This window comes from Arthrobacter sp. P1_C12_2 (assembly GCF_056406415.1).
This window is the reverse complement of the sequence record NZ_JBFUAF010000017.1, coordinates 76,658-100,710: the sequence shown is the minus strand read 5'-3', so window position 1 is coordinate 100,710 and position 24,053 is coordinate 76,658. Positions and strand designations below refer to the sequence as shown.

Genomic DNA, 24,053 nt, shown 5'->3' with positions numbered 1-24,053 from the left:
ACGGATCACGCCCTTCCGGCCGGGGTCAGCGGCGCGGCAAAAACGCTGGGGGAAACATAGATGCCCAGGTCCTCGAAACGGTCGATAAAGCGCGGGCGGATGCCGGTGGGGACGGGTCTGCCGAGGAACCGGCCATGGGTGTCGACGCCGGCGGCGTAGTCGAAGACGAAAGCGTCCTGGAGCGTGACAATGTCTCCCTCCATGCCCTGGACCTCGGTGACGTGGGTGATTCGCCGGGTGCCATCCCGCAGGCGGGAGATCTGGATAATCAGGTTGACGGCCGAGGCGATCTGTTCCCGGATGGCGCGCAGCGGCAGGTCCATGCCGGCCATGAGCACCAGCGTCTCCAGGCGGGCCACGGCATCCCGGGGCGAGTTGGAGTGGACAGTGGAGAGCGAACCGTCGTGGCCGGTGTTCATGGCCTGGAGCATGTCCAGTGATTCTCCGCCGCGGACCTCGCCCACCACGATCCGGTCCGGGCGCATGCGCAGGGAGTTCCGCAGCAGTTCGCGGATGGTGACCTCGCCCTTGCCCTCGGTGTTCGAGGGCCGGCTTTCCAGCCGCACCACGTGTTCCTGCTGGATCTGGAGTTCGACGGCGTCCTCGATCGTCACGATCCGCTCGTCGTGGGGGAGGAAGGAGGAAAGGACGTTGAGCAGGGTCGTTTTTCCGGTGCCGGTGCCGCCGGAGACGATGATGTTGAGTTTCGCCTTCACACAGGCGTTCAACAGTTCCGCCATTTCCGGCGTAAGCGTGCCGAACTCGATGAGGTTCCGGACGGTCAGCGGCACCTTGCTGAACTTTCGGATGGTCAGCGAGGAACCGCCGACGGCGAGCGGCGGGATGACTGCGTTGACGCGGGAACCGTCCTCGAGCCGCGCGTCCACCAGTGGCGAGGACTCGTCGATGCGCCGGCCCACCTTGGAAACGATGCGTTCGATCACCTTGCGGAGGTGGTCCTCGGAGCTGAAGCGCGACTCTGTCAGGGTCAGTTTGCCGTTCCGTTCCACGTAGATCTGGTCCATCCGGTTAACCATGATTTCCGTGACGGCGGGATCGTCCAGGAGTCGCTGCAACGGGCCGTAGCCCAGGACGTCGTCGGCCACGTCGCGGACCAGCCGCGAGCGCTCTTCGGCGGACAGGGGGACCTGTTCGGCGTCGATGATGCGCGTCAGCTCTTCCCGCGCCGAGGTGCGGAGGTCCTCTTCCTTGGTTGCCGAATCGTTGAAGCGGGTTCCCATGCGTTCGAACAAGGCGGTGGCAGCCCGCTGCTTAAGGGCCGCGAAGGCATCGACTGGCTGCTGGCCCCGGGCGCGGGAGTCCTGGTGTTCAGGGAAGCCCGGCAGCGGTGGGTGACTTTTCTGGAGCGCGACGGCGGCCGGCTGTGCCGCCGTCGTCTCGCTTCCTCCGATGGGGGATATGGCCTGGAGAGACGCGGACTGCGGGGACACGGCCTCCGGTGCAACCGCGGGCGTTCCCTCGGCGGAGCGGAGCCGCTCGGAGAGCTTCATCTAGACCACCACCCGACGGTGCAGTTTCTTCTGGGCGGTGGCGCGCCAGGCGGGATCGAACCGGCTGACGAGCTGGCGCAGGCCCTTGATGGCCGGATCCTTGCGCCCGTCCTGAAGCACCGGGATGCCGCGGTTGGTGGAGAACGCCACTGCCTTGGACCGGGGGATGCTGACGTCCACGGGTGCGCCGATGGTCGCCTCGACGTCCTGGACGCTCAGCCCGGACTTGGAGTCCGCCATGTTCAGGACCACATGCCGGGTCTCGGGCAGCAGGTCGAGCCGCCGGAGGATATCCAGGCCGGAGCGCAGCCCGCGGATGCTTGGCACATCCATAGCGGTCACCCAGACGGCGTCGGTGCATTGTTCGAGGGCGGCCAGCCCGACCTCTGGGAGCCCGGGCGCGGTGTCGACCACCACGTACTGGAACTGTTCGGCCAGTTGTTCGAGCAGCCTCGTGACCTGCTGCGGTGTGATGTCGTCCGCCTCCTCAGGCGTCCGGGGGGCGCAGAGGGCGTAGATGCTCCCGGGGTGGACGGTGAGGAAGGCTTTGAGCACGAGGGAATCCTGGCTGGCCGCGGACGAGACGGCGTCGGTCACGGTGTGCTCCGGGTGCAGGTACAGGCCCGAGGCCACGTCCCCGAACTGCAGGTCCAGGTCCACGATTACCACGCCCATGGGCGCCACCTTGCCCAGCCCGATCGCGATGTTGGTGGCGATCGTGGTTTTGCCGACTCCACCCTTGGGGGAGAAGACGCCGATCACCAATCCCTTGGCGCTGTCAGGCTGGCTGGCCGCCGTGGTCCGGTTGCGGGTGGCGAACGACTGGCAGGCCCGCTCCAGCAACACCCGGATCTGGGCCGGGTCCGCCGCCGGGCTGAGGATGTCCCGGATGCCGGCCCGCATGGCCAGGAGGACGAAGTTCGGATCCGCCTCGCCGACCAGGATGACGCTGAGCTCGGGAAGCTGGACGTCGAACACCGTCGCCAGGCGCAGGGCGTCCTCCACCGGCACGTCCGGTCCCAGGATCAGGACCTCGGGACGTTCTTGGTTAAGGCTGGCGAAGAGCTCCGCCGGGTTCGCGGGATTGACGAACGCGAAGGTCTGCAGGCCGCCCGGGAGGCCGCCGGCCAGTGCATGGCGGACGCGGGCATCAAAGTCCGTGTTCGGCGAAATCAGGACAAAGCGGCTCATTTGTACACCTTGCTTCCTTCCATCACGGTTGGCCCGCTGTCTTTGGCGTTGAGCGGTTCCTTGCTCAGCCAGATGCTGGCGGAGTCAGTGAACTCCGAGGCGTAGACGATCTTGCCGGCGTCGACGTCGTTGACGGCGACAGTCAGCAGCAGCGAACCGGTGGGGAGCGAGGTGTCTTCGGCCGGTGTGGTGGTGCCATCTGTTGGGGGCTGGGCGGGCGGGGTAGCCACGGGGGCGCGTTGCACGGCGGTCACCAGGACCTTGTGGATGGTCAACTGGGTGGTTTCCTTCTCCGGCTTGGTTTCGAGGCCCCCGCTTTTGAAGGAAATGAAGATACCGACATGATCCCCCGGCGCCAGCCTGCCGCCGACCACGCGCTGGGGCTCGAGCTGGAAGGAGACTTCCTGCAGGCCGGCCGGGATCTGCGCGGATCCGCTGGTCTGCAGTTCCTCGGGCGCGATCAGGCGCTCCGCGACGAGCTGCTCGCCGGGGAGGAGCTCGACGGCGGTGACTTTGCCGGTTATTCCGGCGAGTGTTTTAACCGCGGACTGTGCCACGGCCTTGCCCGGAAGTTTCTCGGTCGCGAGGAACGGCTGGAGGGCCTCCACGGAGGTGCCCGCCGGTATGGCCTTGGCCACCACCAGGACGTCGACTGGTTCAAGTCCCTGCACTGCCCGGGTGTCGGCCCCCTGCGCGTAGCTGACCACCAGGATGGCTCCGACGACGGCCAGCACCAGGGCCGCGATTCCTGCCAATAAGCGTGACTTCAAAAACTGCTCCTGAACTGGTTAGTGGACGGTGGCGACGTTGGGTGCTATTGCGTGAGTTTGACGATCGTGGCTCCGTTGTCATCCACGGGCCCAAGTGTGAAGCCGTTCGCCAGCGACACGTACTTGATGAAGCTCCCGATGATGCCGCGGCAGTTGCCGTCGCATGCCACCGAAGAATTGACGTCGGGCGACTTGTTGTGGAACGAGTCAGGGAGGCTGTTGTTACCGCTGAAGCTCCAGCCGGCGACCTTGAAAGCCGCAAACGAGATCAGCCCATACACGGCGCCGGCGCCGGTGCCCGACACCCTGTCGAAGACCGGCAGGAAAACGACCACGTCACGGCCCGCGGTAATATCGGCGGCCCAGTTGGTCAGGGTTGCCTGGCACGCGCCCGGGGCGTTGTTGCCTGGGTCGCTTCCGCCTTCGGCAACGGCTAGATTGATCAGTGCCCCGCAGATGCCCGGATCGTTTGGCAGCCAGCCGAAGCCGCCTTCCACCGCAGCCCCCGATGGCCCGTATAGGCAGTCCGGGTTGGCGTTGCTGCCGTGGTTCTGGAGCAGTTGGAGCGTGCCGTCCACATGGTTCTTGACCTGGCAGATCGAGAAGGTGACGGGGAAGACCGTCGGACCGGCGAGTGGACTGCCCCACTGGACCGTTGAAGCCGCCGTGACTTCGGTGGTGTTGATGCCCAGTGCGCGGGCGAAGAACAGTGAAACCTGGTTGGGCGCCTTGCCGGCCTCCTGCGATCCGGCGGTGACACTGACGGTGCGCGCCGTCTTGTCCAGAGCCAGTGAGGCGATATTACTCAAACCATCACCCGCATTGCTGCTGGTCAGGCTGCGCGCCAGCGGAGAAGCAGCGGAACACTCCGCGTCGTTGACGTCCTTGGCGCATTTTTGCGCAACGGCGATGGCAGCGGCGTCGGATCCGTTGCGAAGCTGGGTTCGCTCGGCGTAAAGCATTCCTACGTCGACAGCCAGGGCGGCGAAGCCCAAAAGCGCCACCATGAGGATCGCCACGAGGACGCTGATGGCTCCTCGCTCGCTGTCCGGAGCAGCTGATGCTCTACTGCCTAGCCGCCGCATACCATGACTCCTTTGCCTTCCATCGGGAACGGACCGGCGATTCCGGTCATTGTGGTCAGCGTGTAGGTGATCTTGACGGTCGCCTGGACGCCGGCCGTGCAAATAGATGGGGTGATGGTGATGTTCCCGTCTGCCAGGGCCGGTTGCAGCCCGGTGGACGCATTCTTGACTGCGGTCCGGGCGGCCGTGGTGTTGTTGCCGATGGCCATGACCCGGACGCCCTCGCGGGCAGCGCTCGAAAGGGTGACCTGGGCGTTGTAGGCGCGGCCGAACTCCATGATTCCCAGAAGGAGCATCACGAGGACCGGGGCCACGATGGCGAACTCCACGGCGACGGCTCCCCGTTCCTTTGTCTTGGACATGGGGGACCGCCTTCCTGGATAGCGTTTGCGCTGATACCTGAAGCGGACAGGGCCGGGAATAGGCGGAGCCTACCCAGCCCTGTCCGGCGTGTCCGGTCGATCGACGTGCGCGCTACTTGGAGCAGCTGCCGTCGGTACCGGCCGGGGAACCTGCGGCGGCTGCCGTATAGCTGCCGCCCTTGACGCTGCACTGCACGGAATTGAAAGTATCTTTTAATGTCCCGCCGAGCGCGGTGACGGCGAGGATTATCACGACGGCGATGAGGGAGACCATGATGCCGTATTCGACGGCGGTGGCGCCGCGCTGGTCCCCGCGAAGGCGCGCTGCGAATCTAGAGAAGGGAGAACGCACGAGTGGCTCCTAACTGATTTGAGGGACGGCCCTGCACGAGCGGAGAAAAGGCCTTCGGCAGGTGCTACTTCGAGCAGGTGCCGGAAGTACCGGCAGGGGCGGTGGATGCGGCTGCAGTGTACGCCCCGCCCTTGACGCTGCACTGGACTGACTCGAAGGTGGTCTTCAACGTCCCGCCGAGCGCGGTGACGGCGAGGATTATCACGACGGCGATGAGGGAGACCATGATGCCGTATTCGACGGCGGTGGCGCCGCGCTGATCTCGGCGAAGACGGGCTGCGAAGCTGGAGAGAATGGAACGCATTGGGGACTCCTGAGCGAGTTGGGCGGCTGGCCCTGCACCAGCACTGAGAGGAACTTAGCAACGGACGACACGCCGGGGATTCGCCTTTGACGCATCCTGTGCTAAGGCTTCCCAAACTGCATGTTTCCTGTACATTCCCTGCGCCCATACTGCGCTGGGCGAGCGCTTTTGCCCGGACACACAGGAGGACCCCCTCGGCTCTGGGTCCAAGGGGGTCCGGTCTGGTGGGCTGGCCACGGAAGGGACAGCGGGACTAGCGGCCCGCGAACATGTCCATGATGCTCAGTACTGTTGGTCCGAGAACGATGATGAACATGGCGGGAAGGATGGAGAAGATGAGCGGGAAGAGTATCTTCACCGGCATCTTCATCGCGTGTTCTTCGGCGCGCTGTCGCCGCTTGACCCTCATGACCTGCGCCTGCGACTTCAGGACGTTGGCGATCGCGATTCCGTAGGTGTCAGCCTGGACCACGGACCGGACAAAGGAACGGAGGTCCGGTACATCTACGCGTTGGGCCAGGGCGAGGTATGCCTCCTTGCGAGACCGCCCCACCTGAATGTCCTGAAGGGTTCTGACGAGTTCATCTGCCAGGGGGCCCTTGCCCGTTTCGCCGGCGCGCGCCATGGCAGACTCAAAGCCGAGACCCGCCTGGACGGAAATCAGCATTTGATCCAAAGCGTTGGGAAGTTCCAACTTGATTTCGGCCCTGCGCTTTTCCGCGTAGTTTCGGACCAGGATGTCCGGCACGAAATAGAACAGGACAGGGAGCCCGAGCATCAGGGCAAACTTCAGTGCCGAGTGGTCAGAAACATAAGCAAAAATGCCGAGCACGGCCCCGGCCAGTGCCAGCAATGGCTTTACCATGACCAGCCTGGCCAACGGCCAAGCCTTGGGTCGGCCTGCGCCGGCGAGCTTCTTGTCCAGCCAGCCGGTGTAACCCTTGGGCGTTACATTCAGGCTCCAAGCCGCGAGCTGTCCCTTGGATCCCAGCGCCGGTCCGCTGATCTGTGGGCGGTTGCCGAGGTTGGACTGGATGTTCTTGAACCCGGCACGGTCGCCGGTGACCACCAGCCAGGTCATCACCGATAGCGGTGCGGTAACCGCCAGAATCGCAGCGTAGGCAATCATGTCCATGACGTTCGCCTTCCTTTCAGAACTTCGGCTTAATGAGCCGGCTGAGCCAGAAACCACCAACAGCCAGCAGAACCGCCGCAGCGGCGATCATGAGATATCCCGGTATCGTGCTCGTGAAGATTCTTGAATAAAAGGGATTGAGAAAGGTGAGCCCCAGGAACATGACAATCGGCAACGCCATCAGGACAACAGCCGAGATCCTTCCTTCCGCGCTCAGAGCCCGAACTTGTCCACGGATCTGGTTCCGGTCCCGAATGGTTTCCCCCACATGGTCCAGGACTTCGGCAAGGTCGCCGCCGACCTCGCGGTGGATCTCCACAGACCGGGCGATCCAGCCGAAGTCCTCGTTGTCGGTCCGGCGTGCCACCTCGTCGAGCGATTCGCCCAAGTCGCGGCCGATCCTTGTCTCGTTTACCACCCGGTTTAGTTCCTCGGCCATGGGCGCATCGCTTTCCTGGGCCGCGGCATCGATGGCCCGAAGGAGACTGTGGCCAGCCCGTAGGCCACCGGTAAACAACTGCAGCGTGTCCGGAACTTGCTCATCGAATCTCCGACGTCGGCGGGAGATCAGTACCGCGAGCAACCCCCGCAGCACCACCGGCACCAGAATTACCAAGAGGATCGCGGAGAAGAGCCCGCCGGCGAAATATCCCAGGACTCCGGCCACGAGGGTCGATGCTCCGGCCATCAGCAGGTAGTCGCCGGGTCCCTTCTTGAGGCCGGCGGCATCGAGGCGATCCCGGCTCAGGATTCCGCCGCTGCCGCCGCGAACGCCGCTGTTGATGGCTCGGACCGTCTGATTCGTCAACTTGGTGAAGGCCGAGGATTGCGGCACTTCGTCAGGGCGCCGACGGGACAGCGGTACTGCCGACCGTGACTTCAGCACGACTGTGAACGTGATCGCCAGCGCTCCGTAGACCATCAGGAGGCCCGCCACGAAGGCGATGGGCGAAATTTCCGGAAGCATCGCTACCGCCCCCTGACTGGCTGGACCCCGAATACGGCCGGGGAGATCGAGATACCCAATTCGGCGAACCGGTCGGTGAATCTCGGACGGACCCCTGTGGGGATGGGCTTGCCGAGGAACCGCCCGCTGGCGTCAACTCCAGCTGAGTAGTCGAAAACGAAGGCGTCCTGCAAGGTGACGATGTCGCCCTCCATACCCTGAACTTCGGTGATGTGCGTGACTCGGCGGGAGCCGTCCCGGAGCCGGGAGATGTGCACGATCAGGTTCACGGCTGACGCCACCTGCTCACGAACGGCCCGCAGCGGAAGGTCCATGCCGGCCATGAGTACCAGGGTCTCAAGCCTGGCGATGGCGTCCCTCGGCGAGTTGGCGTGAACTGTCGAGATGGAGCCGTCGTGACCAGTGTTCATGGCCTGCAGCATGTCAAGGCACTCACCGCCGCGGACTTCGCCGACGACGATTCGGTCCGGCCGCATACGCAGCGAGTTCCTGACAAGGTCACGGATGGATATTTCACCCTTGCCTTCGATGTTCTGGGGCCGACTTTCCAACCGGACCACGTGGTCCTGCTGGAGTTGCAGTTCCACGGCGTCTTCGATGGTCACAATCCGGTCTGAGGGAGGAATGAACGAGGAAAGCACGTTCAGCAGGGTCGTCTTGCCAGTGCCGGTGCCGCCGGAAACGATGATGTTCATCCTGGCCTGCACGCAGGCCTGCAACAGCTCGGCCATCTCCGGGGACAGGCTGCCCATCGAGATCAGGTTGTTGACGGTCAGCGGGTCCCTTCCGAACTTGCGGATGGTCAGTGCGGGGCCGTTCACTGCGAGCGGCGGAATGATGGCGTTGACTCGGGATCCGTCAGACAGCCTGGCGTCGACGAGCGGCGAGGACTCATCAATACGCCGGCCCACATTGGAAACGATCCGCTCGATCACCCGGCGAAGGGCCTCATCCGAGGTGAACTTCGTGTCCGTCAGGTAAAGCTGACCCTCACGTTCCACGTAGATCTGGTCGAAGCGGTTGACCATGATTTCCGTGACGGCCGGATCGTCCAAGAACCTCTGAATGGGCCCGTGACCGAGGATGTCGTCGGTGATCTCGCGAATCAGCCGCTGGCGTTCCTGGCCAGAGAGCGGGATTTGCTCTTCCTCGACCACCAACTTGAGTTCGTCCTTGACGGACTGATGGAGCTCAGCCTCGCCAATGGACGAGTCTGTAATCCTGGAGCCCAGCCGTTCGAACAGCGCCTGGCTGGCCCTCTCTTTGAGCGCATTGAGCGCCTCGCTGGCGATGGAGGCGGTCTGCTGAACCTCCACGACGTCGCTCCGGGCTTCGGCGGCAGTCTTGGCCTCGTGAATGCGACCCAATGTCGACGGAGACTGGAAGACATCCGCCGGAGCCGGATGCTGCGGCTCCTCGGGCTTTCCGGCGGGGGCCTCCCCACGCAGTTGCAGGAATCGGTCTGTGAGGCTCACTGGAATACCGCCCTTCTGTGCAGTTGCTTGTGAGTTCTTGCTTCCCACTCGGGCCTGAATCGCTCTACCAGTTGGCGCAACCCCTTAGAAGCGGGATCCCTGCTGCCGTCTTGGAGAACGGGAACTCCTTTATTCGTGGAGAACGGCAGGTTCTTGGAGCGTGGCAGCACCACATCTACTGGAGCACCGACGGTCGCCTCGACATCCTTAAGGGTCAGGCCGGCCCGCCGATCCGCCATGTTCAATACGATGTGGCGTCGCTCCGGCACCAAGTTGAGTTCCTCCAGGATCTGGAAACCAGTCCGCATGCCCCGGATGCTCGGAACATCCATGCCGCAGATCCAGACCGCATCCGTGGCCTGCTCGAGGGTCGCCAGGACATGTTCACCCAGGCCGGGAGCCGTATCCACCACGATGTAGTGGAATTCCTGCCGAAGCTGGTCCAACACGTGGGAAACGTGTGCTCCCGTGATCCGGTCCATTTCGATCGGACTGCGCGGCGCGCACAAGGCGTAGATGCCGGCAGGATGAACGGTCAGGTACGTCTTCAGGACCATAGAATCCTGGCTGGCCGCCCCCATCACTGCATCCGTGATGGTGAACTCAGGTTCGAGCATCAGCCCGCTGGCCACATCACCGAACTGGAGGTCGAGATCGACGATCACCACACCCATCGGCGAGGTCTTTCCGAGCCCAACCGCGAGATTCGTGGCCACCGTGGTCTTACCCACACCGCCCTTGGGCGACATCACCGCGATGACGCGGCCAGCGCCGCCGTGATCGGCGTGCTCTGACGCCTGAGGGGCGAGTCCGCGCCGCCGGCCGGCTGCCGCCAGGCTGGCGCGCTCCAACATGATGCGGATGGTGTCGGTGTCGGATGCCGGATCCAGGAAGTCCCGAACGCCGGCCCGCATGGCCTGCAGCACCGCCTCGGGGGTAGCAGTGGCGGCGAGCACGACACTGATTTCGGGGTATTGGAGGTCCACAACGGAGGCCAGCTTGAGCGATCCCTCCACCGGCAGGCCAGGTCCGAGGATCAGGACCTCCGGGGGTTCCCCCTGCATCTGGCGAAGAATATCGGAAGGCCCCTCAGGGAGGTAGTCGACCTGAAAAACGTGCAGGCTGCCGTGGAGTCCAGTGACGGCCAGGCGGACCAGCCTTTCAAAGTCGCCGTTCGGGCTGATCAATACGAAGCGGCTCATCGGAACAGCCCCGCCGTGTCTACGGCACCAGTGCTGGACTCAAGTGCATCGCCCGGCTCTTTGGACAGGTAGATCTTGCCGAACTCTGCGGCGAAGACGATTCGTTCCGCGTCGGCAGAGTTCCTGGCCAATGTGATGAGGTAGTTGCCGCCGGTCTGGGCATTGCTGCTCGATGTCGAAGAAACCTGGCTGGCACCGGAAGCGGTGTCCGAAGAGCCAGACTGCGTGGCTGCGCCATCGCTGAACTGCGCCGCGGTTACCAGGACCTTGTGAAAGCTGAGTTGAGTCTTGCTCGCTTTGCCGCCCGACTTTGAGTCAGAGGCCTGTTCCAGCGAGAGGAAGACTCCCACGGTGTCGCCGGCCTTCAGTACCCCGCCGGCCACCCGCTCAATTGGCAATTTGAGCGTGAGTTCCTGGAGTCCCGAGGGAACCTGGACCCGGGACGGGCCGAGGAAGGCGTTTTGCTCCACCATCCGGGAGGACAGCAGCTGCTCGCCGGGCATAAGGGCCACGGCGGAGACCTTCGAACCCAGGGACGCCAGATCCGTCACGGTGTTTTCGGCGACGGCGAGTTTCGGTACTGATTTCGTGGACACGGAGCCGGCGATCGCTTCGGCGGAGGCGCCGGCCGGTATGGCTTTCTGGACTATGTAGACGTTTTGGGTTTCAGTATTGGCCAGCGCGCGCTTATCAGCATTCTGAACGTACGCGACCAGCATTACGGTCCCAATAATTGCTACGAGTAATGCGGCGATGCCCCCCAGCAGGCGTGTTTTCATGATATCCCCTTAGAATTTCTTATTTAATGAGCAGGATCTTGACGGATCCGAGGTCGGGGCCGGTACCCGACGAATCTTCCGCGGTATCAATGGATTCGTATTTGATGAATTGTCCGATGATGCCGCGGCAGCTTCCGGTGCATTCGTTGGCCGCGCTCCCCACATACGGCAGGGTCTCGCGGAAGACTTGGGGCGTCCCGCCTCCAGAGAACGCCCAGCCGATCAACTTGAACGTTGCGTAGCCTCTGATGTGGAACCAGCCGCCACTGCCTGTTCCGCCCGCGTTGTCGTAGACAGGGAACGTGGCTTCCACAGAGCCGCCGGCCAGGATGGTGGTGCGCCAGGCCGAAACCGTCGCATCGCAGGCACCGGGGTAGTTGGCACCCGTGTCCGTGGGCACAACGTCGCTAACGTCAGTGACCGCAAGGCACGGACCGCCGGTGTGCTCCAGCCAGCCGAAGCCACCCGGAATAACGTGGCCCGACGTAGAAGTACAGGTACCGCTGCCCGGCTTGTACTTGATGAGCTGGATAGCGCCGGTGACGGCTGCACCCGAGAGGTCGTACTGACAATCAGAGATTGCCAGGGGGAAGGCTGTGGCCCCGCCGATTGGGTCAATGGACGCCGTGGCGCCGGCGCGGACCGTCACCGGCGGCGCATTCAGCGCGCTGGCGAACATTTTTGTCAGGAAGCCATTGGCGCCACTGCGGGTGGACGTGACGACCTTCACCTGGCGCGGAACGGAAAGATCCACGGAATCCACAGTGCTGGCGCCATCGTTGGAGTTCCCCCCGGTGAGTTCTTCTGCCCAGAGTTTTGCCTGCGCGGCTGTGCAGCCGCCGGCCTTATGGCACTGCTGCGCAACAGCGAGCGCGCCCGCATCTGCCGCATTTTGCAGTTGCGCGCGTTCGGCGTAGATCTGGCCCGTGTCGACGGCCAATGCCCCGGCTCCGATCAGCACCAGCATCATCACTGCAACCAGGACACCGGCGGCACCGCGCTCCTTGTCGTGCTTCACCCGCGGGGTGGCGTTCAGCCGTGGCATCGCATGGCTCCTGTCCCGCGAACGGTGACGGAACTGCCAAAAATCCCGGTCATGGTGTTGGCCGTGTAGGCAACGGTGACCTGCGCATTGCCAGGGCAAGCGCCCGTAAAGGTGTACGCGAAGCCGGCCGGGCTTAGCCCCGGTGCACCAGCCACAGCCGCCGCCCTGGCCAATCCTTGATCGTCGGAGATGGCCATGGTCCTGGCGGCCTCGCGGGCAGCCTGGGTGACGGAAATCTGCAGGTTATATGTGTACGAAAATTCAATGATCCCGCCAACCAAGGCGAGTAGGACGGGTGCGACAAGTGCGAACTCGACGGCGGCGGCCCCCCGTTCACGTCCTTGCGCCCCAGATCCGGGCGCTCTTGACCTGCTGCGTTTCATTGGATCCCCCCCGGKATAGATGCAGCTTAAAAAGGAAGGTGTGCCGCGTCCGCGTTCTGCGGACGCGGCACACCAGATGTTGCTGAGACCTGTTGTTGAGTGGGGCGGGCTAGACCCAGAGGGCGACTCGGCCGCCGAGGTTGGTGAACCAGGTGTTGAGGGCGGTGCCGAAAGCACCGACGCCGATAACGATGCCGAGAGCAATGAGCCCAACCAGCAGCGAGTATTCCGTCGCGGTGGCTCCCTTTTCGGGAGTGAGCTTGTCCTTGACGCCGGCAACAAATACGAGCATTGAGACCATGAGACCAGTCATTTTATTTTCCTTTTCCAGAGTATTGAATATTGAACGAATTTCCAGCAAATCCCCGATTGCTTATTTGCTGGATCTTCGTTGGGACAACATTTGCACGGCCGCAATCGGCACGGCAATGATGTTCGATACTCGACTTTTTAGAGGAAAAAATGGGTATCACCTGCCTCTCAAAGAGGGGTGTACTCAGTTTCCAAGTAGGAGCGGGGCTCGACTACTTGGTTTGATAAGGCGTCTTACTTAAAAGCTGCCGACGAGGAGGTGGAGGCCACTTACGGGAGCAGCAGGATGACGGCCAGGCCGGCAGCCAGCATCGAGGGCCCGTAGGGAACTTCTTTCGGCTTGTTTCCGCGGTTCTTGAGGATCAGAAGCAGCGAAGCGACCCCTCCAGCGGCGAACCCCAGGGCACCGCCGTAGAACAAGTGGGACCAGCCTAGGTAGCCCAAGTACAGTCCAAGTGGTGCTGCGAGCTTCACATCGCCCATTCCAAGGCCGTTTCGGCTGGTCAGAGCAAGAAAAAGGTACAAAACGAACAAAATTGAGGCGCCGGCCACACCCCGCAGCAGGCTACCTACCCCGCCGGACACCCCTGCGGCGGCCCCGAGTAATACAATTCCGGCCCCCAGTAGCGGCAAGACCATCCGGTTGGGCAGCAGGTGGTGCAGCAGATCGATCCGTGCCAGCTGGACGCCGGCTACAGCCAGCAGGATGTAGGCGGCGAGCTCAGCCGAGGGCCCGAAGCGCCAGGCCAACAGTGCGGACAGCGCAAAGGTGGCTCCCGCCGTCGTAAGCCTCATGCGTGCCGTAAGGGGTCCGCCCAGGCGGGGGAGCGTGCGCAGGATGAGGAGCTCGGCCAACAGGGACAGGCATGCGCCCGCGAGGCCAATGCCGGCAACGAAGAGAACTCCGGTGAGCGATCCGGTCGGCTGCGCAAGCAGCAGGGAGATGGGGCCGGCGGCGGCGGGATCGGACACGGTTCCTCCAGGGATGCGACGGGCCGGCACGGGACAGTCTGCGAAACAGGGAGCAGACAGGATGCATCCGGACACCCCATTTTGACCCAAGAGGCCGCCGTCGGCTATTCTTGGTAGTCGTTGTGCGTGTCCTATCTCGATGGTGCGTGCCCGCTTGAGAATCCGGTTGCAGGATAGCTACTCAACGTGCACATTCGAGACTTCAGGATGACTGGTTACATAGAGCCCTCACCTCTGTTCCGGTAGCGCATAGATAGTAGGTGCACCGTAAGAGTGACGCCTAAAACAAGAACGCCAGAACAAGAACGAGGCAAACACCGTGCGTACGTATACCCCGAAGCCCGGCGATATCAACCGCCAGTGGCACGTCATTGACGCCACCGACGTTGTCCTTGGTCGTCTTGCTAGCCAGACCGCAATCCTGCTGCGCGGCAAGCACAAGGCCACCTTTGCGTCCCACATGGACATGGGCGACTTCGTCATCATCATCAACGCTGAAAAGGTTGCCCTCACCGGCGCCAAGCTGGAGCAGAAGCGCGCATACCGCCACTCCGGCTACCCGGGCGGCCTGACCTCCGTCAACTACGCGGAGCTGCTTGAGTCCAACCCGGTTCGCGCCGTGGAGAAGGCCATCAAGGGCATGCTCCCGAAGAACTCCCTCGCTGCACAGCAGCTGGGCAAGCTGAAGGTGTACCGCGGTGCAGAGCACCCCCACGCCGCCCAGCAGCCCAAGACTTTCGAAATCACCCAGGTCGCCCAGTAGTCCTGGCCACCAACCAACTTTTTATCAAGGAGAATCGTGGCTCAGAACGAAGAACTGACCACCGAAGCCGTTGAGGCTGAGGAAAACCTGACCAGCTACACCTCGGAGAGCGGTGCTGCGGAAGCAGCAGCGCCGAAGAAGGAACGCCCGGCACTGACCGTTGCCGGCGCTGCAGTTGGCCGTCGCAAGGAAGCCGTTGCACGCGTTCGCGTTGTGCCGGGCTCCGGCAAGTGGACCATCAACGGCCGCGAGCTGGCGAACTACTTCCCGAACAAGCTGCACCAGCAGGACGTCAACGAGCCCTTCAAGATCCTCGATCTTGACGGCGCCTACGACGTCATCGCCCGTATCCACGGTGGCGGCATCTCCGGGCAGGCCGGTGCCCTGCGCCTCGGCATCGCCCGTTCGCTGAACGAGATCGACACCGAGAACAACCGCGCCACCCTGAAGAAGGCCGGTTACCTGCGCCGTGACGCCCGCGTCATCGAGCGTAAGAAGGCCGGTCTCAAGAAGGCCCGCAAGGCTCAGCAGTACTCGAAGCGTTAATTCTGCTTCCAAGCGCTTCTGGCGCTTGCACGAAAGCCCGTTCCGCCACTCGGCGGAACGGGCTTTCGCCGTTTCACGAGTTCCTATTTGGCGAGTTGGAAGTATTGTGCTCCGTCGACGTCCTCGGCAACGAAACGCTGCCGCACCCACTCGAGGATTCTGGCCGACTCGCCGTGGCCGTCGAGAGTTTGCGGCGGAAGGCCCTGGATCACGACCGATCCTACCCGGCCCTCGTCTACAAGGACTTTGAACTGCTCCAGGGTCGGAAACGGGTCCGTGCCATCAAAGCCACCGAGCGGCAACACTGCCCGCCCTAGGTCTAATTGATAGTTAGCAGCCGTCTCCGAGCCCACGACAGCTGCTGCCCATGTCGCGGACGACGGCGACTGACGGAGCCTCTCCAACAGCGATCTTGACGGCAGATCTCCGTACGAAACCGACAGGTAGCTTGCTGGAGTGTCCGGTGATGCGCGGGAACGGTCATCAGTCCGCGCCCCGAGAATACTGGGCCCGGCGATAACGCCCGCTCCTGAATGGGGGCTCAGGACTGTATTCCCGGACCAGATGAGGGGGCCCGTGAACAAGGTGACAATAAGCAGAGTGGTCGTCATCTTTGCCACAGTGGTGCTGGGTGGCCGAACGAGGACCGCCGCGATGGCTAGTCCCCACATTAGGAGCAGGGACACTGGAAGCCATGGGAACTCTTCAGCGGAGCGCGAGGCCGAGATGAAGGTGAAAATCATGCTCGCGGTCAGGGTGAGCCCGATCAAGATACGGATTCTGAGCCGTTGCATCCCACGTAGGAAGTGCATCAAAGCAAACGCAGCCAGGAAGCACAGGGGCGGAACTGCCGTGAGTACGTAGTAGGAATGGACTATTCCTGACATGAAAGCGATCACAGTTACGGCGCAGGCAAACCAGACGCAGCATGCCAAGATGAGTGGGCGTGCCGCTGGTGGTCCCTGACGCCGCCATAAATACCAGATGCCCACGCCCAGGCCCGCAACTGCCAGTGGAAGAAACCATCCGCTTTGCCCGGAAAACTGCGGGTGAAGGAAGCGCTGGAAGCCCACATCCAACATTTCCGACGGCCCAGTGACGTCGATGCTCATTGTCCTGCTGGCGTCCACGCCTGTAAGACGATCAAGCCCGTTGTAGCCCAAGGTCAGTTCGACGACGCTATTGTTCCTTGACCCGCCGATGAAGGGTCGGTTGGCAGGGCTCGTCAGCTGGACGACGAGCAACCACCATCCCCCGGCAAGCAAAGCCGCCCCGAGTGCCCCCAACAGCTGCAGGAACCGTTTGACCATTGAGGTCCGCGCAAAGACCAGGTAGGTCACGCCCACGGACGGCAACACCAAAAGGACTTGGAGCTGTTTTGTCAGGAACGCGGCGCCGGTAAGAACACCGGCCAGTAGAAGCCACCGGAACCTGGAGTTATCTACGGCTTCCAGAGTCGAGTACACAATGCCAATCACGAGCAGCGTCAAGAGGGCATCTGGGTTGTTGTAGCGGAAGATGACAGTGGCGACCGGGATGACGGCCATAAAGGATCCGGCCAGCAGTGCAGTCGCCGCATCGACGCGCTTGCGGACCATGCGGTGGAGAAGATACACGCTAAGGACGCCCATGAGGGCTTGGGGGAGCATCAGGCTCCAAGAATTCAGTCCAAAAAGCCGGACCGACAGCGACATGACCCAGAGGCTGAGCGGGGGTTTGTCTACGCTTATGGCATTGTTTGGATCCGATGAACCGAACATGAACGCGGTCCAATCGAGCGAGCCGGACATCGCGGCTGCTGAATAGAACGAATTCGCCCACCCGTTGCGGTCCAGCCCCCAGGTGTACATCAACGTTGTCAACGCAAGGAGGACCAGCAGGGCCGGGCGTTCCCAGGCTGGATCCGCAGATGGGCCCCGAATAATTTTCGCTAGCTGCTGCCCGAGTGTCCGATGGTGTGGCCGGACACCATTTGCCCCGCCAACACGGCCGAGGTTGGCAGTGGTGCGACTCAATGTACCGGCCCAGGGGCCGGCGCCAGGCTGTGCGCGGCACGGCGCTCGTCAGCACGACTCACTCGGAATACCCAGGCGCGCAGCAACACAAATCTCATCAGGGTTGCAAGAACATTCGCTGCGGTGAGCATCATTAGTTCGTGATTCGGAGACGCCCCGGCGTTGACCGCATGGAGGATGGCCAGCGACGACGACGTTATTAGCCAAGCCAGCACGAACACCACAAGTCCCTGGAATTGATGGGCGAACAGCTTCACCGGACCCCGGATGCCAAACGTAAACCGGCGGTTGGCTGCGGTATTGCCGACGGCGGTCAGAAGCAGCGCCAAGAAGTTCGCCTGCTGTGAGCCAAAGGGTGCCTGAAGGGTCAAGTAGAGCAAAGCAAAAGCGATGGTGGAAGCCCCGCCCACCACTCCGAACCGCAGCACTTGGCCGAAGAAGCTCGGCCGCCCAGGAGCAACGATGGGCCGGCGCCCCAGTTCTGCGTAGATCGCTTGAACTGGAATGCTTCCATTCAATAGTGAACCTGCAACGCGGATTAGGCCACGGAAATCATCCACAGCCGTCTGTCTGATATCAACCCTGCTGTCGGGATCGTCAACCCAGTCCACTGGAATTTCATGGATCCGCAGACCGGAGCGTTCGGCAATGATCAACAACTCTGTGTCGAAGAACCAGCCGTTGTCCTCAATGTGGGGAAGGATCCTCCTGGCGACATCCGCGCGGATGGCCTTGAAGCCACATTGCGCGTCCGAAAAACGCACTTGCATGGTCCGTCTAAGCAGATAGTTGTAAGCGCGGGAAATAAATTCACGCTTGGGACCCCGGCTAACCCTGGAACTCTGCCCCAGCCTGGTCCCGATGGAAACATCAGAATGCCCCGACAGCAGGGGAGCCACCAGGGGAGGCAGGGCGGCGAGGTCGGTTGACAGGTCAACATCGAGATACGCCAAGACCCTGGCCGAGGATGCGCTCCAGGCATCCCGCAGCGCGAAGCCGCGCCCCTTGACGTCCAGCCTGCGATAGGCGACGTTAGGCAATTTTGTGGCCAAACGGGAGCCAATAGCACCGGTATTATCCGTGCTCGCATTGTCCGCGATTGTGATTTGCCACGTTGAAGGCATTTCTTGCAATAAATAATTCGCGAGCTTCGTGATGCTCTTTTCGAGTACCGCCTGTTCATTAAAGACCGGTACTACAATTTCAAGCGCCAAGCCCCCAGAGCTAGGTGTCATGCCACGAAGCATAAACGGACACCGGAAGGGGTGGCGAGCAATTTGGAAAATTAGAGTACACGAATCGCTGGAACCAAGTAGTCGACGGCCGCTTCCAGCCGGAAGTGGACCTTCCGAGCGGCCGCCCGGTTGCGTAGAAAGATGATGGACACCGGCGCGCCACCGCGTACAGCCGGCCATCGACTAAACTTGGTCCGATGTCTAGATTATTTGGAACCGATGGAGTCCGCGGCCTGGCGAACGGGTTGCTGACCGCCGAGCTCGCATTGCAGCTGGCCCAGGCCGCCGCCGTCGTACTTGGCCATGACCGCAACACGACCGGGAAGCGGCCGATCGCCGTGGTGGCACGCGACCCGAGAGCCAGCGGCGAGTTCCTCGCGGCCGCCGTGGAGGCCGGCCTCTCAAGCTCGGGAATCGACGTCTACGACGCCGGCGTGCTGCCCACCCCGGCCGCCGCCTACCTCGTGGCGGACCTCAACGCCGACTTCGGCGTCATGATCTCCGCCTCCCACAACCCCGCGCCGGACAACGGCATCAAATTCTTCGCCCGCGGCGGCCAGAAGCTGCCCGACGACGTCGAGGACGCCATCGAAGTGCAGCTCGCCAAGGAGCCCTTCCGGCCCGTCGGCGGTGAGGTGGGACGGATCCAGCGCTTTTCCGACGCCGAGGACCGCTACATCGTGCACCTGCTCGGCACGCTCCCGCACCGTCTGGACGGCCTGAAGGTCGTGCTTGACTGCGCCCACGGCGCAGCCAGCGGCTGTTCCCCGCAGGTCTTCAAAGACGCCGGCGCCAACGTGATCGTCATTGGCGCCGAACCGGACGGGCTCAACATCAACGAAGGGGTCGGCTCCACCCACCTCGGCCCGCTCAAGCGCGCCGTCCTGGACCACGGGGCGGACCTTGGCATCGCCCACGACGGCGACGCCGACCGCTGCCTCGCCGTGGACCACGAAGGCAACGAGGTAGACGGCGACCAGATCATGGCCATCCTGGCCGTAGCCCTCAAGGCCTCCGGAAAGCTCAAGGACGATGTCCTTGTGGCTACCGTCATGAGCAACCTGGGCCTGAAGCTCGCCCTGCGCGACGCCGGGATCAGCCTGCGCGAAACCGGCGTGGGGGACCGCTACGTCCTCGAGGAAATGCGCAACGGCGGCTTTAGCCTCGGCGGCGAGCAGTCCGGGCACGTAATTTTTGCCGACCACGCCACCACTGGCGACGGCGTACTGACCGGCCTGCAGATTGCAGCCCAGGTGGCCCTCACCGGGCGCCCGCTCAAGGAACTGTCCACCGTGATGACCAAGCTGCCCCAGGTCCTCATCAACGTCAAGGGCGTGGACCGTACCCGGGTCAAGGGCGATGCGGTGGTGGCGCAGGCGGTATCCGTTGCCGAAACCGAACTCGGGGACACCGGACGCGTCCTGCTGCGCCCCTCAGGCACCGAACAGGTGGTGCGTGTGATGGTGGAGGCCGCAGACCACGAGACCGCCCAGGGCGTCGCCGAGCGGCTGGCCCAAGTGGTCCGGACCGAACTGGCTTTGGAGCTCGTCCCCGAGTAGCCCGCCTGCAACGGTTCCGTCCGCGGATCGCTGTGCCCGGCGCCGCCGGGTTTCCCCACCTATGCCAGCGTCCGACGGCGTGTCGGCCGGTTGCGTCGGCGTGTACCGGCGTCGTGGTGGCAAAGATGGGGAAAATCCGCGCGGATCTGCCCCGCCCTACAGGTACGCCGGGGCTGCTTCCAGGCCGAAGTACTCCTCGAGCGTGCCGATGCCGCGGGCGCGCATGTCCGCGGCCGCCTCTTTGCCGATGAAGCGCAGGTGCCAGGGCTCGTAGAAATATCCGGTGATTTCGTGCAGCATCCACGGGTAGCGGACCACGAAGCCGAAGCGGTGGGCGTTCGCCTTGGCCCAGATCGCCGCGGGACGGTCTTTGAACTGGGGCGTGAAAGCGTCCGCGCCGCTGCCGTCGCCGATGTCGAACGCCCAGCCCGTCTGGTGCTCGGAGTAGCCGGGCCGGGCCGAGGCGGTGTCGGCTTCCGCCTGTCCGCGGGAATTCACGTAGCTGCCGTAGGTGGCCCGCTGCGTTGTGAACGAGCGGTACCCGCTGGCCAGGGTGATGATGACGCCGTCGGCAGCCGCGGCCGCGAACATCGTCTCAGCCGCTGCCGCCGTCGTGCTGTTCACCAGCGCCGCCTCGCCCGACGTCGCCAAACGGACGGCCGGCCGGGACAGATCCGGCGGCACAAAGGTGGCGGGGGAGAGCGGGCGGTGCTTGTTGACGACCACCCACGGGCTGGTGGGGTCCGAAAGTGAATGCTGCGGCCCCGGCGCCGCGGCCGAAGGTGGGTGCGCCGCGACCGATGGCGGGACAGCCGACGACGTCGCGGGCGTCGGAGTCTCCGACGCTGAGCCTGCCGGCGAATTCGACGCAGCAGCTGCAGTCGGCGTCGCACTGCCCGTGCCCGGCGCAGGGTCCGGGGTCGGCCCCGGCGTGCCGGACGGCGTGAAGGACTGGGCCGGGGTACAGGCGGACAGGGCCGCGAGGCCGGTGCCCGCCAGCAGGAGCCGGCTGAAGGCCCGGCGGCTCGGCGAATCCGGGCCGGCCTCCTGCCGTCCTGCCGTTCCGTCGTAGCACATCTGTGCTAGACCTTCCTCAGCAGCATCCGGCGGATGGAGTGGTCGGCGTCCTTGGTCAGGACCAGCTGCGCGCGGCCCCGGGTCGGGAGGACGTTTTCCTCGAGGTTGGGCTCGTTGATGCGCTTCCAGATCTCACGGGCGGTTTCTTCGGCCTCGGCATCGGAGAGCGTTGCGTAGCGGTGGAAGTACGATTCCGGCTGGGCGAAGGCCGTGGTTCGCAGTTTGCGGAACCGGTCCACGTACCACTCCTCGATATACGAGGTTTTCGCGTCGACGTAGATGGAGAAGTCGAAGAAGTCACTCAGGGCCAGGCCCTGCCTGCCGTCCTGCCGCGGCCGGGCCGGCGCCAAAACGTTCAGTCCCTCGACAATCAGCACGTCCGGCCGGCGCACCACCACTTCCTTGCCGGGGACGATGTCGTAGGTGACGTGCGAATACCAGGGGGCACGGACTTCCTCGGCGCCGCCCTTAATCTCGCTCACAAAGCGCAGCAGGGCACGGCGGTCGTACGACTCCGGAAAGCCCTTGCGCTCCAGCAGCTGCCGGCGCTTGAGCTCGGCGAGCGGATAGAGGAATCCGTCCGTGGTGATGAGCTCCACGTTGGGGGTGCCCGGCCAGCGGCGGAGCATTTCCCGCAGGACGCGGGCAATGGTGGACTTGCCCACAGCCACCGAACCGGCCACGCCGATCACAAACGGCGTGCGCTGGGTGGATTCGCCGAGGAACGTGGTGGTGGCTGCGTGAAGCTGGCCCGCGGCTTCCACATAAAGGTGGAGCAGCCGGGACAGCGGCAGATAGACCTCGCGCACTTCCTCGATGTCGAGGGGGTCCCCGAGGCCGCGAAGGCGGAACACATCCTCTTCATTCAGGGGCTGCTCCATCTGGGCAGCGAGCCGGGACCAGGTCTGCCGGTCCAGCTCCACGAACGGCGAGACACCTTCCCCGTTCGCTTCATTGCGTTGCAAAGTCACCCTAGAGATTCTGCCCTTCACAACGCCGAGAGCGAAATGGACTGGCCGGTGAGAGCCGGGACAGGCGTTCTACGGCCCCGCGCCGGGGCCCTCGCGCCCTGCTGTCCCACGTCCTCCGTCCCGGAAACCCGTTAGGCTTATGACCATGTGTGGAATCGTTGGATATGTGGGCCACTCAGATGGCCGGGTAAATGCTGGACACAATGCCTTGGACGTTGTCCTTGAAGGATTGCGGCGCTTGGAGTACCGCGGCTACGACTCCGCGGGCATTGCGGTGGTTGCCGACGGCACCATTTCTTCCAGGAAGAAGTCGGGCAAACTAAGCAACCTCATCGCGGAGCTGGACACCCGCCCGCTGCCGGAATCCCTCACGGGAATCGGCCACACACGCTGGGCCACGCACGGCGGCCCGACGGACCAGAACGCGCACCCGCACCTGTCCGACGGCGGCAAGCTGGCCCTGATCCACAACGGCATCATCGAGAACTTCGCCGAGCTCAAGCTGGAACTCCAGCGCAAGGGCGTCACCTTCGAGTCTGAGACCGACACGGAAGTTGCTGCGGCCCTGCTCGGGGACATCTACCGGAACCAGCTCGGCGGTGACGTCACCAACGGCGGCCTCACCCTGGCCATGCAGCTTGCCTGCCAGCGGCTCGAGGGCGCTTTCACGCTCCTCGCCGTCCACGCAGACCAGCCTGACGTGGTGGTCGCGGCCCGCCGGAACTCCCCGCTCGTCGTCGGCCTCGGCGACGGCGAGAACTTCCTCGGCTCCGATGTCTCCGGGTTTATCGACTACACCCGCCGCGCCGTGGAACTCGGCCAGGACCAGATCGTCACGATCACCGCCGACTCCGTGGAAATCACGGACTTCTACGGCGCCCCCGCCGAGGGCAAGGAATACCACGTCAACTGGGACCCCGCCTCTGCCGAGAAGGGCGGCTTCCCGTCCTTCATGGAAAAGGAAATCCACGACCAGCCGGACGCCGTGCTGCAGACCTTGCTGGGCCGTTCCGACATCCACGGCAAGCTGACGCTTGATGAGCTCCGCGTTGATCCGGAGCTGCTCAAGAACGTCAACAAGATCATCGTCCTCGCGTGTGGCACCTCCGCCTACGCGGGACAGGTCGCGAAATACGCTATTGAGCACTGGTGCCGGATCCCCACCGAGGTCGAGCTCTCGCACGAATTCCGCTACCGGGATCCGATCGTGGACCAGAACACGCTGATTGTCTCCATCTCCCAGTCCGGCGAGACCATGGACACCCTCATGGCGGTCCGCTACGCCAAGGAGCAGGGCGCCAAGACGGTCTCCATCTGCAACACCAACGGGTCCACCATCCCGCGGGAATCGGACGCCGTGCTCTACACGCACGCCGGACCCGAAATCGCCGTGGCCTCGACCAAGGCGTTCCTGGCCCAGATCACGGCCGCCTACCTGCTGGGCCTTTATTTGGCACAGCTGCGCGGTAACAAGTTCCAGGGCGAGATCAAGGACATCCTGGCGGATCTGGGCAAGATTCCGGCCAAGATCCAGCGCATCCTCGACAACGAGGCCCAGATCAAGGAACTCGGCCAGTCCATGGCTGACGCCAAGTCGGTGCTGTTCCTGGGCCGCCACGTCGGTTTCCCCGTCGCGATGGAGGGCGCCCTCAAGCTCAAGGAGCTCGCGTACATCCACGCCGAGGGCTTCGCCGCCGGAGAGCTCAAGCACGGCCCGATCGCGCTGATCGAGGAAGGCCAGCCGGTCTTCGTGGTGGTCCCGTCCCCGCGCGGCCGCGACTCGCTGCACTCCAAGGTGGTCTCCAACATCCAGGAAGTCCGGGCCCGCGGCGCCAAGACGATCGTGATCGCCGAAGAAGGCGACGAAGCCGTCAAGGCGTACGCCGAGCACGTCTTCTACATCCCGGAGACCCCCACGCTCCTGGCACCGCTGCTCGCCACTGTTCCGCTGCAGATCTTCGCCCTCGCACTCGCCTCGGCCAAGGGTTACGACGTGGACCAGCCACGCAACCTGGCCAAGAGCGTGACCGTAGAATAACGCC

At 63.6% G+C, this 24,053-nt stretch carries 24 protein-coding genes; 4 read left to right on the top strand and 20 right to left on the bottom strand.

Going from position 1 to position 24,053, the window contains the following annotated elements; translation table 11 throughout:
* Nucleotides 1-5: 5 nt before the first annotated feature.
* From AC1DZQ_RS17115 to AC1DZQ_RS17040, 16 genes are all read right to left on the bottom strand, one after another.
* The gene (locus AC1DZQ_RS17115; protein WP_476964615.1) at nucleotides 6-1,511 is read right to left on the bottom strand and encodes a CpaF family protein; all 1,506 of its coding nucleotides are present in this window, start codon (nucleotides 1,509-1,511) and stop codon (nucleotides 6-8) included.
* Nucleotides 1,512-2,702 carry a CpaE/TadZ family protein gene (locus AC1DZQ_RS17110; protein ID WP_476964614.1) on the bottom strand — a complete coding sequence of 397 codons (1,191 nt, stop codon included), beginning with the start codon at nucleotides 2,700-2,702 and terminating at the stop codon, nucleotides 1,512-1,514.
* Entirely contained in the window at nucleotides 2,699-3,472 is a 774-nt protein-coding gene (cpaB, locus tag AC1DZQ_RS17105; protein ID WP_476964613.1) for a Flp pilus assembly protein CpaB, read from the bottom strand. Before cpaB (AC1DZQ_RS17105) ends, AC1DZQ_RS17110 begins: the two co-directional genes overlap by 4 nt.
* 44 nt (nucleotides 3,473-3,516) lie before the next feature.
* Complete coding sequence (locus tag AC1DZQ_RS17100; protein ID WP_476964612.1) at nucleotides 3,517-4,557, bottom strand: pilus assembly protein TadG-related protein; 1,041 nt, start codon at nucleotides 4,555-4,557, stop codon at nucleotides 3,517-3,519.
* Nucleotides 4,545-4,919, bottom strand: coding sequence for a TadE/TadG family type IV pilus assembly protein (locus tag AC1DZQ_RS17095; RefSeq protein ID WP_476964611.1), 375 nt, complete (start codon nucleotides 4,917-4,919; stop codon nucleotides 4,545-4,547). The genes AC1DZQ_RS17100 and AC1DZQ_RS17095 overlap by 13 nt, the downstream gene beginning before the upstream one ends.
* Nucleotides 4,920-5,031: 112 nt before the next feature.
* Entirely contained in the window at nucleotides 5,032-5,271 is a 240-nt protein-coding gene (locus AC1DZQ_RS17090; protein WP_476964610.1) for a Flp family type IVb pilin, read from the bottom strand.
* A 64-nt stretch (nucleotides 5,272-5,335) separates the two neighbouring features.
* On the bottom strand, nucleotides 5,336-5,575 hold the full coding sequence (locus AC1DZQ_RS17085; protein ID WP_476964609.1) for a Flp family type IVb pilin: 240 nt from the start codon (nucleotides 5,573-5,575) through the stop codon (nucleotides 5,336-5,338).
* A gap of 253 nt (nucleotides 5,576-5,828) precedes the next feature.
* Nucleotides 5,829-6,710: a type II secretion system F family protein gene (locus AC1DZQ_RS17080; protein ID WP_476964608.1), complete on the bottom strand. Its 882-nt coding sequence runs from the start codon at nucleotides 6,708-6,710 to the stop codon at nucleotides 5,829-5,831.
* Nucleotides 6,711-6,726: 16 nt separating this feature from the next.
* Nucleotides 6,727-7,677 (bottom strand): type II secretion system F family protein, encoded by a 951-nt coding sequence (locus AC1DZQ_RS17075; RefSeq protein ID WP_476964607.1) that lies wholly within the window; start codon nucleotides 7,675-7,677, stop codon nucleotides 6,727-6,729.
* A gap of 2 nt (nucleotides 7,678-7,679) precedes the next feature.
* Nucleotides 7,680-9,152, bottom strand: coding sequence for a CpaF family protein (locus AC1DZQ_RS17070; RefSeq protein ID WP_476964606.1), 1,473 nt, complete (start codon nucleotides 9,150-9,152; stop codon nucleotides 7,680-7,682).
* Nucleotides 9,149-10,354, bottom strand: coding sequence for a CpaE/TadZ family protein (locus tag AC1DZQ_RS17065; protein ID WP_476964605.1), 1,206 nt, complete (start codon nucleotides 10,352-10,354; stop codon nucleotides 9,149-9,151). Before AC1DZQ_RS17065 ends, AC1DZQ_RS17070 begins: the two co-directional genes overlap by 4 nt.
* On the bottom strand, nucleotides 10,351-11,133 hold the full coding sequence (gene cpaB / locus AC1DZQ_RS17060) for a Flp pilus assembly protein CpaB (RefSeq protein WP_476964604.1): 783 nt from the start codon (nucleotides 11,131-11,133) through the stop codon (nucleotides 10,351-10,353). Before cpaB (AC1DZQ_RS17060) ends, AC1DZQ_RS17065 begins: the two co-directional genes overlap by 4 nt.
* A 19-nt stretch (nucleotides 11,134-11,152) precedes the next feature.
* A complete protein-coding gene (locus tag AC1DZQ_RS17055) occupies nucleotides 11,153-12,178 on the bottom strand; it encodes a pilus assembly protein TadG-related protein (protein ID WP_476964603.1) in 1,026 nt (341 codons plus the stop codon).
* The gene (locus AC1DZQ_RS17050) at nucleotides 12,166-12,561 is read right to left on the bottom strand and encodes a TadE/TadG family type IV pilus assembly protein (protein WP_476964602.1); all 396 of its coding nucleotides are present in this window, start codon (nucleotides 12,559-12,561) and stop codon (nucleotides 12,166-12,168) included. Before AC1DZQ_RS17050 ends, AC1DZQ_RS17055 begins: the two co-directional genes overlap by 13 nt.
* A gap of 109 nt (nucleotides 12,562-12,670) precedes the next feature.
* A complete protein-coding gene (locus AC1DZQ_RS17045; protein WP_476964601.1) occupies nucleotides 12,671-12,874 on the bottom strand; it encodes a Flp family type IVb pilin in 204 nt (67 codons plus the stop codon).
* A 269-nt stretch (nucleotides 12,875-13,143) separates the two neighbouring features.
* Nucleotides 13,144-13,845 carry a prepilin peptidase gene (locus AC1DZQ_RS17040; protein WP_476964600.1) on the bottom strand — a complete coding sequence of 234 codons (702 nt, stop codon included), beginning with the start codon at nucleotides 13,843-13,845 and terminating at the stop codon, nucleotides 13,144-13,146.
* A gap of 319 nt (nucleotides 13,846-14,164) precedes the next feature.
* Between AC1DZQ_RS17040 and rplM the strand changes: the two genes are divergently transcribed.
* Nucleotides 14,165-14,608 carry a 50S ribosomal protein L13 gene (gene rplM, locus AC1DZQ_RS17035; RefSeq protein WP_015937805.1) on the top strand — a complete coding sequence of 148 codons (444 nt, stop codon included), beginning with the start codon at nucleotides 14,165-14,167 and terminating at the stop codon, nucleotides 14,606-14,608.
* A gap of 36 nt (nucleotides 14,609-14,644) precedes the next feature.
* A complete protein-coding gene (gene rpsI, locus AC1DZQ_RS17030) occupies nucleotides 14,645-15,154 on the top strand; it encodes a 30S ribosomal protein S9 (RefSeq protein WP_018773707.1) in 510 nt (169 codons plus the stop codon).
* Nucleotides 15,155-15,237: 83 nt separating this feature from the next.
* Here rpsI and AC1DZQ_RS17025 read toward each other — a convergent pair whose 3' ends face one another.
* Both AC1DZQ_RS17025 and AC1DZQ_RS17020 read right to left on the bottom strand, forming a co-directional pair.
* On the bottom strand, nucleotides 15,238-17,004 hold the full coding sequence (locus AC1DZQ_RS17025) for a glycosyltransferase family 39 protein (RefSeq protein ID WP_476964599.1): 1,767 nt from the start codon (nucleotides 17,002-17,004) through the stop codon (nucleotides 15,238-15,240).
* A gap of 161 nt (nucleotides 17,005-17,165) precedes the next feature.
* Nucleotides 17,166-18,404: a bifunctional glycosyltransferase family 2/GtrA family protein gene (locus tag AC1DZQ_RS17020; RefSeq protein ID WP_476964598.1), complete on the bottom strand. Its 1,239-nt coding sequence runs from the start codon at nucleotides 18,402-18,404 to the stop codon at nucleotides 17,166-17,168.
* Between the two features lie 197 nt (nucleotides 18,405-18,601).
* On the opposite strand from AC1DZQ_RS17020, the gene glmM reads away from it, so the two are divergent.
* A complete protein-coding gene (gene glmM, locus AC1DZQ_RS17015; RefSeq protein ID WP_476964597.1) occupies nucleotides 18,602-19,963 on the top strand; it encodes a phosphoglucosamine mutase in 1,362 nt (453 codons plus the stop codon).
* 156 nt (nucleotides 19,964-20,119) lie between these two features.
* Here the strand turns inward: glmM and AC1DZQ_RS17010 are convergent, their stop codons facing one another.
* Complete coding sequence (locus tag AC1DZQ_RS17010; RefSeq protein ID WP_476964596.1) at nucleotides 20,120-21,040, bottom strand: M15 family metallopeptidase; 921 nt, start codon at nucleotides 21,038-21,040, stop codon at nucleotides 20,120-20,122.
* 5 nt (nucleotides 21,041-21,045) lie between these two features.
* The gene (coaA, locus tag AC1DZQ_RS17005; RefSeq protein WP_476964595.1) at nucleotides 21,046-22,011 is read right to left on the bottom strand and encodes a type I pantothenate kinase; all 966 of its coding nucleotides are present in this window, start codon (nucleotides 22,009-22,011) and stop codon (nucleotides 21,046-21,048) included.
* 145 nt (nucleotides 22,012-22,156) lie between these two features.
* On the opposite strand from coaA, the gene glmS reads away from it, so the two are divergent.
* The gene (gene glmS, locus AC1DZQ_RS17000; protein WP_476964594.1) at nucleotides 22,157-24,049 is read left to right on the top strand and encodes a glutamine--fructose-6-phosphate transaminase (isomerizing); all 1,893 of its coding nucleotides are present in this window, start codon (nucleotides 22,157-22,159) and stop codon (nucleotides 24,047-24,049) included.
* The last annotated feature ends 4 nt before the right edge of the window (nucleotides 24,050-24,053 follow it).